At 48.6% G+C, this 15,292-nt stretch carries 15 protein-coding genes and 1 other RNA gene; 11 read left to right on the top strand and 5 right to left on the bottom strand.

The window, feature by feature from the left end; translation table 11 throughout:
* Positions 1–45: 45 nt before the first annotated feature.
* Positions 46–1,392: a hypothetical protein gene (locus PSHG_RS16625; RefSeq protein ID WP_010274884.1), complete on the bottom strand. Its 1,347-nt coding sequence runs from the start codon at positions 1,390–1,392 to the stop codon at positions 46–48.
* A 212-nt stretch (positions 1,393–1,604) separates the two neighbouring features.
* Here PSHG_RS16625 and PSHG_RS16620 point away from each other — a divergent pair, with 212 nt between their 5' ends.
* The 3 genes from PSHG_RS16620 to pfkA all read left to right on the top strand — a co-directional run bounded on the left by PSHG_RS16620 (position 1,605) and on the right by pfkA (position 3,658).
* Positions 1,605–1,922, top strand: a complete 318-nt coding sequence (locus tag PSHG_RS16620; protein ID WP_010274882.1) for a hypothetical protein — start codon at positions 1,605–1,607, stop codon at positions 1,920–1,922.
* A gap of 69 nt (positions 1,923–1,991) precedes the next feature.
* Positions 1,992–2,597 (top strand): hypothetical protein, encoded by a 606-nt coding sequence (locus tag PSHG_RS16615; RefSeq protein WP_010274879.1) that lies wholly within the window; start codon positions 1,992–1,994, stop codon positions 2,595–2,597.
* Positions 2,598–2,692: 95 nt separating this feature from the next.
* Positions 2,693–3,658 carry a 6-phosphofructokinase gene (gene pfkA, locus PSHG_RS16610; RefSeq protein WP_010274874.1) on the top strand — a complete coding sequence of 322 codons (966 nt, stop codon included), beginning with the start codon at positions 2,693–2,695 and terminating at the stop codon, positions 3,656–3,658.
* Between the two features lie 90 nt (positions 3,659–3,748).
* Here pfkA and PSHG_RS16605 read toward each other — a convergent pair whose 3' ends face one another.
* On the bottom strand, positions 3,749–4,705 hold the full coding sequence (locus PSHG_RS16605; RefSeq protein ID WP_010274870.1) for a D-2-hydroxyacid dehydrogenase: 957 nt from the start codon (positions 4,703–4,705) through the stop codon (positions 3,749–3,751).
* A gap of 256 nt (positions 4,706–4,961) precedes the next feature.
* Here PSHG_RS16605 and PSHG_RS16600 point away from each other — a divergent pair, with 256 nt between their 5' ends.
* Together PSHG_RS16600 and PSHG_RS16595 are read left to right on the top strand one after the other, a co-directional pair.
* Positions 4,962–5,165, top strand: coding sequence for a DUF3906 family protein (locus PSHG_RS16600; protein WP_010274867.1), 204 nt, complete (start codon positions 4,962–4,964; stop codon positions 5,163–5,165).
* Positions 5,166–5,395: 230 nt separating this feature from the next.
* Positions 5,396–6,169 (top strand): SDR family NAD(P)-dependent oxidoreductase, encoded by a 774-nt coding sequence (locus PSHG_RS16595; protein ID WP_010274865.1) that lies wholly within the window; start codon positions 5,396–5,398, stop codon positions 6,167–6,169.
* Positions 6,170–6,275: 106 nt separating this feature from the next.
* On the opposite strand, the gene PSHG_RS16590 is transcribed toward PSHG_RS16595, so the two are convergent.
* From PSHG_RS16590 to PSHG_RS16580, 3 genes are all read right to left on the bottom strand, one after another.
* A complete protein-coding gene (locus PSHG_RS16590; RefSeq protein ID WP_010274863.1) occupies positions 6,276–7,442 on the bottom strand; it encodes a putative glycoside hydrolase in 1,167 nt (388 codons plus the stop codon).
* A gap of 228 nt (positions 7,443–7,670) precedes the next feature.
* Entirely contained in the window at positions 7,671–7,859 is a 189-nt protein-coding gene (locus PSHG_RS16585; protein WP_010274860.1) for a hypothetical protein, read from the bottom strand.
* Between the two features lie 147 nt (positions 7,860–8,006).
* Positions 8,007–8,831 carry a YitT family protein gene (locus PSHG_RS16580; RefSeq protein WP_010274857.1) on the bottom strand — a complete coding sequence of 275 codons (825 nt, stop codon included), beginning with the start codon at positions 8,829–8,831 and terminating at the stop codon, positions 8,007–8,009.
* A gap of 541 nt (positions 8,832–9,372) precedes the next feature.
* Between PSHG_RS16580 and PSHG_RS16575 the strand changes: the two genes are divergently transcribed.
* The 6 genes from PSHG_RS16575 to PSHG_RS16550 all read left to right on the top strand — a co-directional run bounded on the left by PSHG_RS16575 (position 9,373) and on the right by PSHG_RS16550 (position 15,286).
* Positions 9,373–10,941, top strand: coding sequence for a DEAD/DEAH box helicase (locus PSHG_RS16575; RefSeq protein WP_010274853.1), 1,569 nt, complete (start codon positions 9,373–9,375; stop codon positions 10,939–10,941).
* Positions 10,942–11,173: 232 nt separating this feature from the next.
* Entirely contained in the window at positions 11,174–12,016 is an 843-nt protein-coding gene (locus tag PSHG_RS16570; protein WP_010274847.1) for a YesL family protein, read from the top strand.
* 91 nt (positions 12,017–12,107) lie between these two features.
* Positions 12,108–12,290: non-coding RNA, 6S RNA (gene ssrS / locus PSHG_RS30035), on the top strand.
* Between the two features lie 104 nt (positions 12,291–12,394).
* Positions 12,395–13,051, top strand: a complete 657-nt coding sequence (gene fsa, locus PSHG_RS16560) for a fructose-6-phosphate aldolase (protein ID WP_010274840.1) — start codon at positions 12,395–12,397, stop codon at positions 13,049–13,051.
* Positions 13,052–13,314: 263 nt separating this feature from the next.
* Entirely contained in the window at positions 13,315–14,088 is a 774-nt protein-coding gene (locus PSHG_RS16555) for a DeoR/GlpR family DNA-binding transcription regulator (RefSeq protein ID WP_010274838.1), read from the top strand.
* Positions 14,089–14,128: 40 nt separating this feature from the next.
* A complete protein-coding gene (locus PSHG_RS16550) occupies positions 14,129–15,286 on the top strand; it encodes a galactokinase (RefSeq protein ID WP_010274836.1) in 1,158 nt (385 codons plus the stop codon).
* The last annotated feature ends 6 nt before the right edge of the window (positions 15,287–15,292 follow it).

The raw sequence follows: 15,292 nt of genomic DNA, 5'->3' as shown, positions 1-15,292 counted from the left end.
AACGGTTAATCCTTTCCGGCAAGAAAGACTTGCCGGTCTGCAAGATTAGTTTTTGAGCAGCCCGCCGGGCTCGCGTGAGAGATGCCGCAAGGCAAACAGGACAACAATTAATTCAGCCAGAAATCCAAGTGACTGGGCAAGTGCGCCAATCATTCCGTTCCAGCCGGGGGCAAGCCAAACGAATACGAACAGGATGAGCACAGTAATGATGACGTTGGCGCTTTGTGACCAGACCATGATTTTGGTTTGGCCGATAAGCATGACCATGCCGTTGAAAAAATCCAGCCAGGGGAAGATCAAGCTCATTATCATGAACACTCGCAGCGTGTCTAAGCTGGCTGCAGTAAGGGCTTCGTTGGCTCCCATCCCGTACTGCATAAACCAGGAACCGAGCGGGCTGTAGGCGAGAATACCGATCAGCAGTGCGGGCAGCGGTGACATCAGCACGGTAAATTTGATTACCTGACGCTTGTCGAGCTTATAGAAGTTGAGCACAATTTGATGCACATAAGTAAAAAAGCTTTGCACCAGCTGAGCCAGGCTCAGGGCAATAGCAAAAGAGGCAATCGCCAGCTCCATGCTGCTCGTCTTTCCCAGCATCGCGTTGATCGCCGGGCCGACGATGACGGCTAATAGCGAGTAATACAGAAGCGGGCGGTAAAAGCCAAATATTTGTTTGCGGCTGGTGATCGGATGGTCTTCAATTTTTTCCGGTATTTTCTTTTTCAGCAGGGAACGACCCTCCCATAAAGCGACCATCGATTCAACGATCATTCCGACGAGAAAGATAACAGCCCCGACCTGTCCGCTGTTCACATTATCCGTAGCGATAAAATATTGCGCCAAGCCATACATAATCACGAGCCGGATTATCATGCCTATCGTCAGCCATGCAGTTCGCTGATTGGAGATAATGATGCCGTGGAACAGACAGCGAAGCCCGGAAAAGAGGCTGACAAACATCAATATCCGATATACGTCCAGCGTTTCCTGCAGCGACTCCCCGGAAATGCCGAAGACCGTGCGGAAGATTGCTCGCCCAAGCTCGGTATACGAAATCAAAAGCCCCATGGCGAAAATGCTGGCAAACACATACAGCGCGATAGCTGCCATAGCACGAAAAGAAACCCGGTCTCGGACCAGAGCCGAGCAGGTTTGACGCAAGAGTATGGCCGGCTTCTCGGTAATTCCGAGCAAGCTCATGGCAATGGCATAGCTGGCAATAACCGCCTCCGCATTGGGAGCTCTAGTCAAGGTACTGTTAATAATTACGTGCGAGATGGTAACCAATCCTGCTGACAGGCCAAGCGGGAGAAAAAAGGCAAACAAGCGGGACATGGGAACTTGTGTCTTGGTCCATGGTTCCGGTTTAAGCTGAGCATGTGTAGGCATACAAGGAACTCCTTCGCAGGAACACGGTGAAATAGTAAAGTCCGTTAGCTTGAAAATGATTATAAAACCAAGTATAGCATATCTTGAACATTTGTCAGCGGGAAAATGATCGGACTTGGGGCTGTTTTTCATGGATTCACCACTGGCAGGATAGGCTGTAAAATGATACATTATAGAAATGAAATTATAGTGAGGCAAAGGGGACGGGGAAGATGCTGAGGTCCGAATTCGTATTCGATGAGCGGCTTGGAATCCATGTTCCCGACTTACCCAGGGAATGGGAAACCTATACCCGAGCCGATCGCGAAGAAATGCTGGAGCAGTGGGAACAGATTCGCGGCCGCATTCCCGAGCGGATTAAGCAAATTGAGAGGGTCATAATCCAAAAGCAAGAGCAGTTGAACGGTGAAGAGAACTTTGCAAAATCATGCCGGTTGAATTCCGAAATTGCTGAACTGGCCAGTACCATCAATGATCTGCACTTGTGGTATCGGGTCAATCAAGAGGTATCAACAAGAAGACATGAATAACAAGCTTAGATTTGGATAAGCAGTTGTTCAGATGGCTTTGGAGCAGAGAGCGGGAATGGAGGGGATTTGATGAGAGACAGAGTTTTGCCGGAAATTGTACAAGCTTTATGGAAAAGAGAGCCGCTGCTTCAGCCCGGTGAGCCTTGGCAGCCCGACCTGGACGGAAGGATAGGCAAGCTGCAGCCGGAGCGATGGATCGATGGGGATGCCAATAAGCTTCAATATGCGCAAGCTGTGCAATCGGGTCTGTATTTGTGGAATGACAGCCTGAATGCCTCGCACGAGCTGTCTCAACGAATTACGAATGAGACCGGCAGCTATTTGCATGGCATGATGCACCGCATGGAAGGCGATTATCCGAATGCAAGCTACTGGTTTCGCACAGCCGGAAGCCATCCTGTTGCTAGCCGGATTCAGAATAGAGTGCAAAGCCTGGTCTCCGGGCATAAAACAATTGACAAGCCAAACAGCTTGATGAATGAGCTGATTCACCTGTCAGAGCAAAGTGAGTGGAATCCCGTCTATTTTACCGCTTTGGTAGAGAGGGCTTGTGAAGCCCCAGAGTCGACAGTAGTACGCACTTTACAGGCTGTGCAAAGAATTGAAGTGGTACTGCTGCTGGAATACAGTTATCAGGTTTGCTGTGAGGAATCGATTTTTGACTATATAGTATGAACGGGATGAAGGTTGCCCGCTCCTGAAAGACTTGGATAGAAACTGCTTAATAATTTTGATTAGGACTTGAAAGGTAGACTAGGAGGAAGAATCAGATGTCTGTAAAATCAATTGCTGTATTGACAAGCGGGGGAGATTCCCAAGGAATGAATGCCGCCGTGCGAGCGGTTGTCAGAAGCGCTATTGTTCACAACTTGGAGGTATATGGGATCCAAAGGGGTTACCAGGGCTTGCTGAACGATGATATCCGCAAGATGGATTTGCGCAGTGTCGGCGATATTATCCAAAGAGGGGGCACTATTCTCCAAACAGCCCGCTGCCTGGAGTTCCAAACGGAGGAAGGTCAGAAGCGCGGCGCGGAAAATTTGCGCAAGCGGGGAATTGACAGCCTGGTGGTGATCGGTGGAGACGGTTCTTACCAGGGAGCGTACAAATTAAGCAAGCTGGGTATCCGGACGATGGGACTGCCTGGAACGATTGACAACGATATTGCCTATACCGATTTTACAATCGGCTTCGACACAGCTGTCAGTATTGTTGTGGATGCTGTCAACAAGCTTAGGGATACGATGACTTCGCATGAACGGTCATCCGTGGTTGAGGTCATGGGCCGTCATTGCGGCGATATCGCTCTATATTCGGGCTTGGCCTGCGGAGCGGAAACCATTCTCGTGCCTGAAGTGCCTTATGAGCTGGATGAAGTGGCTCACCGTATGAAGGAGAATTTCGACAATGGCAAGCGCCACAGTATTATTATAGCCGCTGAGGGTGTGGGCAAATGCGATGATATTGCCGCTTATATTCACAAAGTGAACGGAATCGAACCAAGGGTAACCGTTCTTGGGCATATCCAGCGCGGGGGCACGCCGACTCATAACGACCGGATTCTTGCCAGCCGGCTGGGCGACTTTGCTGTTCGCCGGCTGCTGGCTGGGGATTCAGGCAAAGCATGCGGCGTTATTCGCGGCGAGCTGGTGGCTACCGACTTTGAAAAAGTGGTGGGGACCAAGAAAGAGTTTGATATCGAACTCTACAATCTGGCTCTCCGTCTATCTCAATAATCATTCGCATAAAACAGAGCAGACCGTACGCACGATGGGCGCGGTGCTGCTCTTTTTTGCCGGCAAAAGAGAGGATTGCCGGATTGCTATTCAGTAGCCTGAATCCAGCTCGACCTTATTGCGCAGCGTATCCCCGTTAACATATCTTTTCAGGTTTTCGTTAAAGATGACGGCTGCCCTTTCTATATACTTAGGCGAATTCCCGGAAATATGAGGAGTCAGATAAACATTGTCCAGCTCCCATAACGGAGAATCTTCCCGGAGAGGCTCCTGTTCAAAGACGTCCAGACCAGCTCCGGCAATGATCCCCGCCTGAAGCGCATGGATGAGATCGTCCTCCTTAATGACATAGCCTCTGCCCATGTTGATTAGAAAGGCGGTAGGCTTCATAAGCTTGAGCTTGGGAAGATCGATTAAATGCCGGGTTTGCTTGGTTCCCGGCAGGATGGAGATGACAAAATCACTTTCCTTCAGCAGCTGAATGAGACCGTTCTCTCCACTGTATATTTGGTCAAAGCCCTCTGTAGTAGCGCCGGAGCGGTTGTAGCCGATCGTTCTCATGCCGAAGGCTCTAGCCTTGGGAGCGACCGCTTGGGCGATCTGTCCGGTCCCTAGAATGCCGATGGTCTTTTCATACAGTTCGTCTGTTGTTGGAGCCCCTCTCCATTGCCTGGCTTGCTGCATCTCCATAAAAACCCTGGAGCGGCGCACCCACTGCAGCATCATACTCATTGCATATTCACTCATTTGCACGGAATGGACGCCAGAGCTGTTAGTCAGCAAAATACCGCGCTGCTTCAAATAGTCAAGCGGCAGTCTGTCCACACCTGCGGACAAGCAGTGCACCCATTTGAGCCGAGCGGCTTCAGCAAGCCATTCGGTGCGCACATTCCCTGAGGTTAGCAGAACTTCCATTTCGGCGAGATGAGGTGCAGCCTCTTCGGCCGATTTAAACCATTGGAAACGGACTGACTGCCGGAGCTCCTTCGGCCAATCAGCGGCAATCGGGGAAACATCCATGCGGGTAATGGCAAAAAGTTTAGTCAATGTATGTGTACCTCCTTTTGATCAATCTTCTGCGCACGAATCTATCTTTGGCAATATTGGCAATAACAAAAATCTCTTAAACTGAGGATGAAAAGCTGGACAGTGTTAAACAAAGCGGTACAATGTTAGAATAGCATATTATACCAGTCATCAGGATATAAACCTGCGAGAAATCAGCCCTCGCTGTAGCTCTATCGACCATTACCATTAAGTCTTTGGTTAGCATTATTCAGCGTAAGCAGAAAGGAGGACTCCTATGTATCTTTATAAATTGGAAATTACTTTAGAGCAGCAAACCGTTAACCTGATCGTTGCGGCTGAAGATGATGACAAAGCATTTTCATATGTGGAAGGTCAATTAACGCGCCATTTTGTGTCCACTCCACAGCCTAAGGAAATAGCACTAGTCGAGAAAAAGAGACTTTCTCCCGGCAGCGGCTACGTCATAGAAGGTGCATGAAGCCTTGCATAAAGGAATCAGGCAGCGTTTTGTATTATCCTAACCTGTTTGAGAATCTTTGCAGGCAGGATTGCGTCAGCACCTGAGGACATTAAGAAGGCCGTCTGAACCGAGCCTTCGGATTGGGTGAAGGGAGATTGTATTCTTATTTTTTTGCATGCGGTTTCAATTCGCTTGCGGATTCGGTAGAGTATAGCTGAAGGCCATATTGTGGAGTAGGGGTGTTAGCCATGAGATTGGAAAACAAAGTCTGCTTGATCACAGGTGCCGGTTCGGGGATTGGACAAAGCACCGCTTATTTGTTTGCTCAGGAAGGGGCCAGCGTCATCGTAAATGATCTGGATACGGAAAAAGGGCAGGGTACGGTTGAACATATTCGCGAGCAGGGAGGAGAGGCTATTTTTCTCCAGGCTGACGTAACCGATTCGGTTCAGATGCGGCAGATGGCCGCCAAAGCGGTAGAAGCGTATGGACATATCGATGTGTTATTCAATAACGCGGGAATTAGCGGGGTAGGCATGCTGCACGAAGTGGAGCTGGAAAAATGGGAGCAGGTAATGCGGGTTAATATCAATGGTGTATTTCTGCCTTCCAAGCATGTGCTGCCTTACATGATGGAGCGGCGTCAAGGCTCGATTATTAATATGTCTTCCTGTATAGCCGAGATCGGTTTGGCGCGGCGGGCTTCCTATGCGGCCAGCAAGGGGGCTGTGCTTGCTCTGACCAAATCGATGCAGGTTGATTACGCGCCTTACGGTATCCGGGTCAATGCCTTGCTGCCGGGTACTATTCTGACTCCTTTTGTAGAGCAATATTTAAAAGAATCTTACGATGACCAAGAGGAAGCGATAGCCTCGCTCAAAACAAGACAGCTAAGCGGAGATCTGGGCCGTCCGGATGATGTCGCTCGGGCCGCGTTATTCCTGGCTTCAGATGAATCCAGGTTTATGATGGGCTCGCCCTTATATATAGATGGCGGAGTAGTATTTGGCAAGAATGCTTGATGCCAATTGCTTCATGCCAGTTAAAAAGAAGCCATTCTTGCCGGAAGAGGGACCTTGCATTCCGTTCGTCCCGCCGGTAAAGAATAGGCTTCTTTCCGTACTAAAGCTAGGGAATATAGTTTACTCCAGACGTATAACGGTTACCGGAATTCCATAATAAAAATTCGTCAATGCCGTTATCCTTTAAAGCCCGAATCTGTTCCTCCACCTCATGCTTGCCATACTTGATGTGTCCGGGCACCCAAGTAGCGGTAAAGTCCTGTATCCATGGCCGTATAATGGGCTTCAGCTCGCCCAGTGGATCGAGCTTATTGTGGGTGTCGACACTGGATCCGGCGATAACATTATATGGCTCGGCATCAGGAACCTTGGCTCCGTACCAGCCCGTCGTGTAATGGCTTGGATAGACCATCGGGCTGATTACGTCCACATTCTGGGAAATCTTTACGAAATCTTGACCGATTCCTTCCGCAGCAGGTACGGAAGCCGCGTATCCGAATATGTCTACCGAGATACGGACACCGAGCGGCGCAAGCTCATCTCTCGCTTTTTTTACAAATCCGGCAACGGCATCGATCCGGCTTCTCTCGTCTTGGGCATATTGCAGGAGGTCAGCTCTCTTCTCGAACCCTTCGGGAAAGCGGACATAGTCAAATTGGATTTCCTTGAACCCGGCTTTAACCGCTTCCTTCGCCACTTCAATATTGTAATCCCATACCTCTTCAAGGTAAGGGTTGACGAAGCTTTCCGGGCTGCTTTTGTTATTGGCCCAGAGACTCCCGTCCGGATTAGAAAAGGATAGATCCTGGCGCTTCTTCGCCAAGACCGTATCCTTAAATACGACAATCCGGGCAATCGGATAAACATCATGCTCATTAAGACGCTGCATCAACGCCTCTATATCCGGAATAATGCGCTGCTCCGCTTCATACGCCTCAATGACAGGGTTGCCTGTCTGGTAAGTGATGTAACCCCAATCATCCTTAATATCGATAACCATAGCATTCAATTCAGTGCTATCAATAAGCTCCAGCAAGCTATCCATTCTCGCCCCGGCAGCGCTATGTGCAGTTGCATAAATCCCGCGGACCGTTGGAGCATCAGGCTGCGGATCAGATTTATACCAGGGGACAAGCGGGTCAAACTGTTCATCGTCCATTTGCGCGACATAAGAGGAAGCCTGAACAAGCTGTTCGAAAGAAAGTTCAATATCAGCATCGGCTGTGGTCATGTTTCCCCAAATGATCATCAGCGCAGCCAACAGCATTTCCATAATACACTCTCCCATAGATGTGACATGGAACATCCTTGATTATTTTATTATTGTGATTATTTTATTATTGTGATTATTTTATTTTTGTAAAAGTACAAAATTTATAGCCAAAAAGGAGGTCACGCCATAAACTGTAAAACAGACGCTAACTAACATGTGGATGGGCAATAATTCAGCGGGCCATTATGTATTGTAAGCAAGCAATTGAAGATAAAAAGGAAGACGCCCTCATTGAAGAGGGACGTCCTTCTGGTGTTCAGAAATGCTGTATTGGATAATTTCCAACGCATCTTCACTTTCCAAGGCATCCAACCCGTTAGCTAGGACAATCTCCGATTCAAGTTCAACCCGTTTCAGAGAAGGATACAATTCGGGAGTCAATTTCATAACAATGCTGGATAGTTTGACTGTTTCCATAGTACATCACCCTTCCAATCGTATTTTGGTGTCGATCAGAAATAGCGCATGGAACGAAAACGGAGAAGCTATGGCCAGAAGCTATGAAATTACATATATGATTATACCACATCCTGTGCCAGGATTCATTGGTAATTCGTCTGAATGTTATTTGGAACGATGAAATTCGCCCCAAATCGCCGCGGTTTCGACAATATTAACGAAGGCTTTAGGGTCTGTTTTATGGATCAGTGATTTAAGCTCCGCCAGCTCATATCGCGTAGTCACCGTCATCAGCAATGCTTGCGGCGTCCGGGTGAAGGCTCCCTCGGTTCTGACTACGGTCACCCCGCGCGGCCTCTGTACCAGCTGGTCGATCAGCTCCTGTTCCTTGCGCGTCACGATAAAAGCAGTCACTTTGACATGGCGAATGTGGATGGAATCGACAAGCTTGGAAGTAAGAAAAATAGATAACATAGAATAAAGCGCCAGATCCCAGTTATTTTTCATAGAACCGAGCGCTAGAATAACGAGCGCGTTAACAATGAACAGGAAGGTTCCCAGAGGGAAATCCCGGCGGCGGGTCAGGATAGAGCCGACGATATCGAACCCTCCCGTTGAACCGCCGGCACGCAAAGAAATGCCGGTTCCAATTCCAATCAATACACCGCCAAATAATGAACCGAGAACAGGATCGTTCGCTGCGGGATAAACCGGGATCAGCTGCATAAACCAGCTGGTCAGAATAACCGAGATGACGCTGAGCACGATAAACCGACGCCCTATGGCAATCAATCCCCACACGATAAGGGGCAAATTTCCAAGGAAGTAAATAAACCCGATATTCCACTCCGTAACGTAGCCAATCAAGATTGCTACGCCGGAAAGACCGCCGCTTAGAAGCTCGTGGGGAATAAGCAGCATATTGAAGCTCACAGCTGAAAGCAGGGTGCCGGCAATAATCGATAATACGGGAACAATATAGGTTTTCAAATCTTAACACCTCTAATACTTCTTTTCGAGCCAATCTGCAAACTGCATCTTGTGCAGCATCTCAGCCAGCAGTATTAGCTAGTGTTTCCTTCTTGGAGCCGATGCAATCCCTAATTTTGGTTAGTTCTACCTGGTTTAGTTGGCGCGCAAAAAGGTAATTATGATATTAGGAGGCTGATTTGAAAGAACCCGCGCCTGTAGGCATAGCGAGAACCGATTCGCCTAATGAACAGACTTTATAGTCTATCCTTATTCCATAGATTGCGGATTCATGTCCATATTCGATTAATACGAGTAAAAAGGAAGAATAATGGGGATAACTGGTCAATTCTATGGATAGTGTGCTATAATTTCTTGTATTGTTCTTAAGTACGGCTGTACGGCGGTATTTTCCTTAATGACAGGAAAATGCTTTTTTGTTTGTTAATTGTTTGAAAGTTCAAGGGAACGATAACTATAAATCAAGTCGAACTGTCGCACTTAAGGGGAAGAAACCGGGCAATTAGAATGAAGGCCCAACAGAAAAAGGAGACTGAAGCATTTGAAAAATTTCACAGATTTTGGCCTGGAACCGAAAGTTTTAAAAGCCATTACCGAAATGGGCTTTGAAGAAGCTACCCCTATCCAGGAAAAAACGATCCCTCTAGCCATGCAGGGATTAGATTTGATTGGCCAAGCACAGACAGGAACCGGTAAAACCGCTGCGTTTAGCATACCGCTCATTCATAAAATCGAAACCAGCCAGAGTAAGATCGTGGCGCTCGTTATGTGTCCTACGAGGGAGCTGGCGATTCAGGTGGCGGAAGAAATTGAGAAGCTTGGCCGCTTTAAAGGGATCCGCTCTCTGCCGATCTACGGTGGTCAGGATATTGTTAAGCAGATTCGTGCTTTAAAGAAGCGTCCACAAATTATTATCGGTACGCCCGGAAGGCTTCTGGATCACATCAATCGCAAGACCATCCGTCTTGAAGATGTCGAAACCGTCGTTTTGGACGAGGCCGACGAAATGCTGGACATGGGCTTCATGGAAGACATCCAGGCAATCTTGAGCCAGGTGCCGGAAGAACGTCATACGATGCTGTTCTCAGCAACGATGCCGCCTAACATTCAGAAGCTTGCTCAGCAGTTTTTGCGCGATCCCCAGCATGTTTCTGTCATTCCAAAACAAGTAAGCGCCCCGCTAATACAGCAAGCTTATATTGAAGTGCATGAGAAGCAGAAATTCGAAGCTTTGTGCAGATTAATTGATATGGAAGCGCCGGATTTGGCAATCATTTTCGGACGCACCAAAAGACGTGTGGATGAGCTGTCGGAAGCCCTTCAAAAACGCGGCTACTCAGCAGAAGGACTGCATGGAGACCTGTCCCAGAACCAGCGCGACAATGTAATGCGCAAGTTCCGCGACGGCAGTATTGATGTACTGGTTGCAACGGATGTTGCCGCAAGAGGACTTGATGTTAGCGGTGTCTCCCATGTAGTTAACTTCGATTTGCCTCAGGATCCGGAAAGCTACGTCCATCGCATTGGCCGTACAGGCCGGGCAGGTAAGGAAGGAACCGCGTGGACCTTTGTCACCCCGCGTGAGATTGACCACCTTCATTTCATCGAACGGGTGACCCGTCACCGCATTACCCGCAAGCCGCTGCCTTCTTTGGCTGAAGCAATTGAAGGGAAGCAGCGTGTTACGGCAGAGCGCTTGCTGGAGGTCATTAACAACGAAGGGGCGCAGCCGTTCAAAGGAGTTGCCATTCAGCTATTGGAGCAGTATGATTCCGTGAATCTGCTGGCTGCTGCCATTAAGCTCCTTACCGGAGAAAGCCGCGATGTTAATATTGAATTGACACCGGAAGAGCCGATTCGCGCCAAGAAGCGCAGACCGGATGTCCGCAGTTATGGAAGAAAACCGAGCGGCGGCTTTAACAAATCCAATTTCCGCCGCAATGACCGGCAAGGTGGCGGTGGCTACGGTGGGGGCTCACGCTACTCCCGCAGAGATGGAGAAGGCAGATCAGGCGGCCGCTCCGGAGGCTACGGTTCCGGCTCCAGCTCCGGCTCTAGCTCCGGCAATCGCGGAGGATACCGCAGCTCCTATAACCGCAGCGGCGAATAATAACAAGACTTTAAAGCAAAGACTTGGCTGCGGCTTTGTCTTTGCTTTTTTGCTTTGTATGCACTCTTCATTGTTTTACGCTATCGTGTCACAAGAAAATAAGTTATAATAGGGAAATCCATAAAATGTACGGGCATCTTACGCGTGGCGGTCTCTTGTCCGTTCTTGAACCCGTTTACATTTTAACTGACTAGTTAGTGGCCAAGCTAAAGTGCTGAAGGAGGAAATTGTTTTGGAATTTCGGGGGATCATGGGCGGCTTTTACCGCATTTCCGAGTGGATCATGCGTTTATCCGTAATAAATGTCTTGTGGATTATTTGCTCGTTCCCATTTTTTTACCTGCTGTTGATTTTATTGACCAGTCCCGATTTTACTTTGGATTTAGCCCAGCAGTGGCTGTTTCTAATGGGGCTTGTCGGCGCCTTCACCCTTGTTCCTGCAACCGGGGCGGTTTTTACAGTAGCCCGCAAGTGGGTGACCGGCGATGAGGATGTGCCGCTTTTTAAAACGTTTTTCCGCGGGTATAAGGAAAACTATCTGCAGAGCATGCTGGGCGGACTTGTCTACCTTTTCCTGCTAGTGCTGCTAATCATTAATTATCGTTTTTACGGCGCCCAGGATAACATCTTCCAAATGTTATCGTTCTTGTTCATTACTTTTTTCTTTATCCTGGTTGGAGCTTTCTTTAATTACATGTCGATCATGGTTCACTTCCATATGAAGTTTTTCCAGCTGTTAAAGAACAGCTTTCTGATCACGATTGGCAGGCCGATTGCTTCAATCGTTATTCTGCTGTCCAACTTTGCTATTGTGTATATCAGCATAAGTTTTAATTTCCTGATTCCTTTCTTTATGGGCAGTCTGATTGCGATTGTCACGTTCTGGCATTTCCATAGAGGCTTTTTGAAGCTTCAGGAGCAAAGGGAAAAGCTCGAGCAGATGGAAGCGGAGAAAGAAGCTGAGGAAGCAGAGAAAGAGGCTGAGGAAGCGGCTGAGAGGCAGGGAGAGGCGCAGGAGCTTGCAGAGCCGGAAACCGAATCGTCATCCAGCGCGGAGGAACGCAAGGACAGGTAAACGGTGGAAAGCGGGTAGCATGCAAGCATTTACTTTTTGCGGAATCATCTCTATAATGAGAATACGGTATTCAACAAGCATTTCTAAAATTCATATCCTGCGATGTGCGTTACGGTTTTACGTTGTTTTGAACCAATGTATGTTTCCAGGGAGTTCTAAATCATATCACGGCTGACCCGCCCTCCAAAGGGGACTTCAAAAGTGATATTGCGGACACCCACCTGCTGATGCGGGTTTCGAAACAAGATAATCGGACGGCATTTGCGGGGTTTATTTTTATCAGAAGGAAACATTAGGTAGTCTATCCATACGGTCCCCATCATGCTGAAGTCGAGAAGGAAAGGCTGCTTGCCATGATTGAAGAAGGGAGTCATCAAGATGAAGATTTTTCTTGATAGTGCGAATGTCGAAGAAGTCAGACAGGCCTATGAAATGGGCGTCATTGCAGGCATTACAACTAATCCTTCCCTCATTGCCAAGGAAGGCAGGGATATTTTCTCTACGATTCGTGAAATGGTCTCGATTGTCGGCGACCTGCCAATAAGCGCTGAAGTGATCAGCCTGCAAGCAGACGAAATGGTAGAGCAGGGAAAGAAGCTTGCGGAAATTGGACCGGGCATTGTCGTAAAAGTCCCGATGTGTGAGGAAGGGTTAAAGGCGACATCGCGTTTCAGCCAACTAGGGATCAAAACCAATGTAACGCTGCTGTTCTCTTCGCCTCAGGCGCTGCTGGCGGCAAGAGCGGGAGCGACCTATGTCTCTCCATTTGTCGGCCGTCTGGACGATATTAATATGATTGGGATGAAGCTGATCGAAGAGGTGAGCCTGATCTTTAACAAGCATCAGATTGCTTCAGAGATCATCACGGCCAGCGTACGCCATCCGGCTCATGTCATTGAGGCCGCCGTACATGGTGCGGATATCGCCACCCTGCCATTCAAAGTGATTCAGCAGATGGTGAAGCATCCGCTGACAGATGCAGGAATCCAAAAGTTTACAGAAGATTGGGAGAAGGCAGGCTTAGGCGGGATATAGACAGTATGACCGCTGCTGCTAAAGCAGAGTATCCAGAGTCATTTTGCCGGACAAATCCAGATAAGATACATACCAGCACCTCAGGCAGCAGCTTGGGGTGCTGTTTTTTTAGTGTTTGTGCATAACGAGATAAAAAACTAATGAAAAGACAGTCGAGTTGAGCTATAATGAAATTGTAAATAATCATAAACGAAAGTGAATAATCGGAAACGAAACATTGGAAGAACAAGATTGTTCAACCGTCCAAAAGGTGGTATCTGGTTATGTATGCCGAAGAACGTCAAGTCCGCATACTGGAAATGGTCAACAGCAAGGGCAAAGTGTCTGTCGCGGAATTAAGCAGACAGCTTGAGGTATCTCCAGTGACCATTCGCAGGGACTTGGAGAGGCTTGAAGAGATGCAGCTGCTAATTCGTACCCATGGCGGGGCGATGGCCATTCAAAACCAGCTGCTGGAGTCAGCGAGGGAGAAATCCTTCACAGAAAAAACAGAGGCCTATGCCGCTGAAAAAGAAAGAATTGCAGAAGCTGCTGCAGAGCTGGTGGAGAACGAAAGCTCCGTGCTCCTTTCACCAGGGACTACTAATATGCTGGTCGCCCACAAGCTTGCTGGCAAGAAGGATCTGACGGTGGTAACCAATGCGGTCAATATTGCTTTGCAGTTAGGCTGCCCGGCAGGCTGGGAGGTCCTGCTTACCGGCGGCAAGCTTCGCGAGAAATCGTATGCGATGGTCGGACCCATAGCGGAGCAGGCGCTGCAAGGGCTAAATGCCGATTGGCTCTTCCTGGGAGTGGACGGACTGCATCTGCACGATGGATTGTCCACACCGAATATGGCAGAAGCCAGCATCAACCGAAAAATGATTGAGGCAGCAAAAAGGGTTGTGGTGGTCGCGGATCGAAGTAAGTTTGGCAGGAAAATGTTCTCGAAAATTGCACCCTTATCATCGGTACATATAGTCATAACGGATGACCGGCTGCCAGCTGATCAAGCAAAAGCTTTGCGGGACGTTGGAATTGAAGTAAGGATGGCTTAAGGGGATAAAGAAGGGAGTTGTCAAGGTGAATAAGACCGTTATGAAGCAGTGGTTTGAAGAGAAGTATGGTTCGTCATCCGAATCAGTCAAGCTATTCTATGCTCCAGGCCGTGTGAATTTAATAGGCGAGCACACGGATTATAATGGAGGCTATGTATTTCCTGCAGCATTGACTCTGGGAACCTGGATGATGGTACGCAAGCGCCAGGATCAGGAGATTCACCTGGCCTCTGTGGATTTTGCGCCTGTCGGTGTATTGAATAACTTGGCAGAGGCTGTGTATGACCCGAAGGATGATTGGATCAATTATCCTAAAGGAATTTTGCATCATTTGGTTCGCGCAGGTTTCTCCTTCTCGGGCTATGATGTCCTGTATGCGGGCAATCTCCCGAACGGAGCAGGCTTATCTTCCTCGGCTTCGATCCAAGTCGTTACCGGTTATGGTCTGCTCAGCGCGGAGGGGCACGCGGTTGACCGGGTACAGCTTGCTCTTGCAGCCCAGCGTTCGGAGAACGAATTTCTTGGCGTGCAGTGCGGAATCATGGATCAATTCACAAGCGCTATGGGCAAGCGCAGCCATGCGCTGCTTTTGCAGTGCGACACATTGGAATATAAGCATATTCCTTTTGAAGCACAAGGCTGCAAGTTAATCATTGGAAATACGAACAAAAGAAGAGGGCTTGTGGATTCCGAGTATAATGCGCGCAGGTCACAATGTGAGCAGGCTGTAACTGATTTGCGGGCTGTTATTCCCGGTCTGCAGCAGCTGGGTGAACTGACCCTGCAGCAGTATGAGGAGGCAGAGGCGGCGATTCAAGATGCTGTTGTTCGTAAAAGGGCGCGGCATGTCGTAGAGGAAATCGACCGGGTATTAAGATCGGTTGAAGCGTTGAAAACTCAAGACTTGTCGTTATTCGGCGAGCTGATGAATGCTTCCCATGACTCTTTGCGCGATTATTATGAGGTGACCTGTGACGAGCTCAATGTGATGGTAGAGGAAGCGCGGCGGGTGCAGGGAACTTTCGGATCGAGGATGACTGGAGCCGGCTTTGGCGGCTGCACGGTGTCCCTTGTGCAGGAAGAAGCCGTACAACCGTTTATTGAGCATGTTGGACGAACCTATGAGGAAAAGACCGGACTAAAGCCGGAATTTTACGTAGCCGATATCGGAGACGGGGCTTGTCAACTGGACTTATAACTATCA

It is taken from the genome of Paenibacillus senegalensis JC66 (assembly GCF_000285515.1).
Lineage (GTDB): Bacteria > Bacillota > Bacilli > Paenibacillales > NBRC-103111 > Paenibacillus_L > Paenibacillus_L senegalensis.
This window is presented reverse-complemented; position numbering and strand designations above follow the sequence as displayed.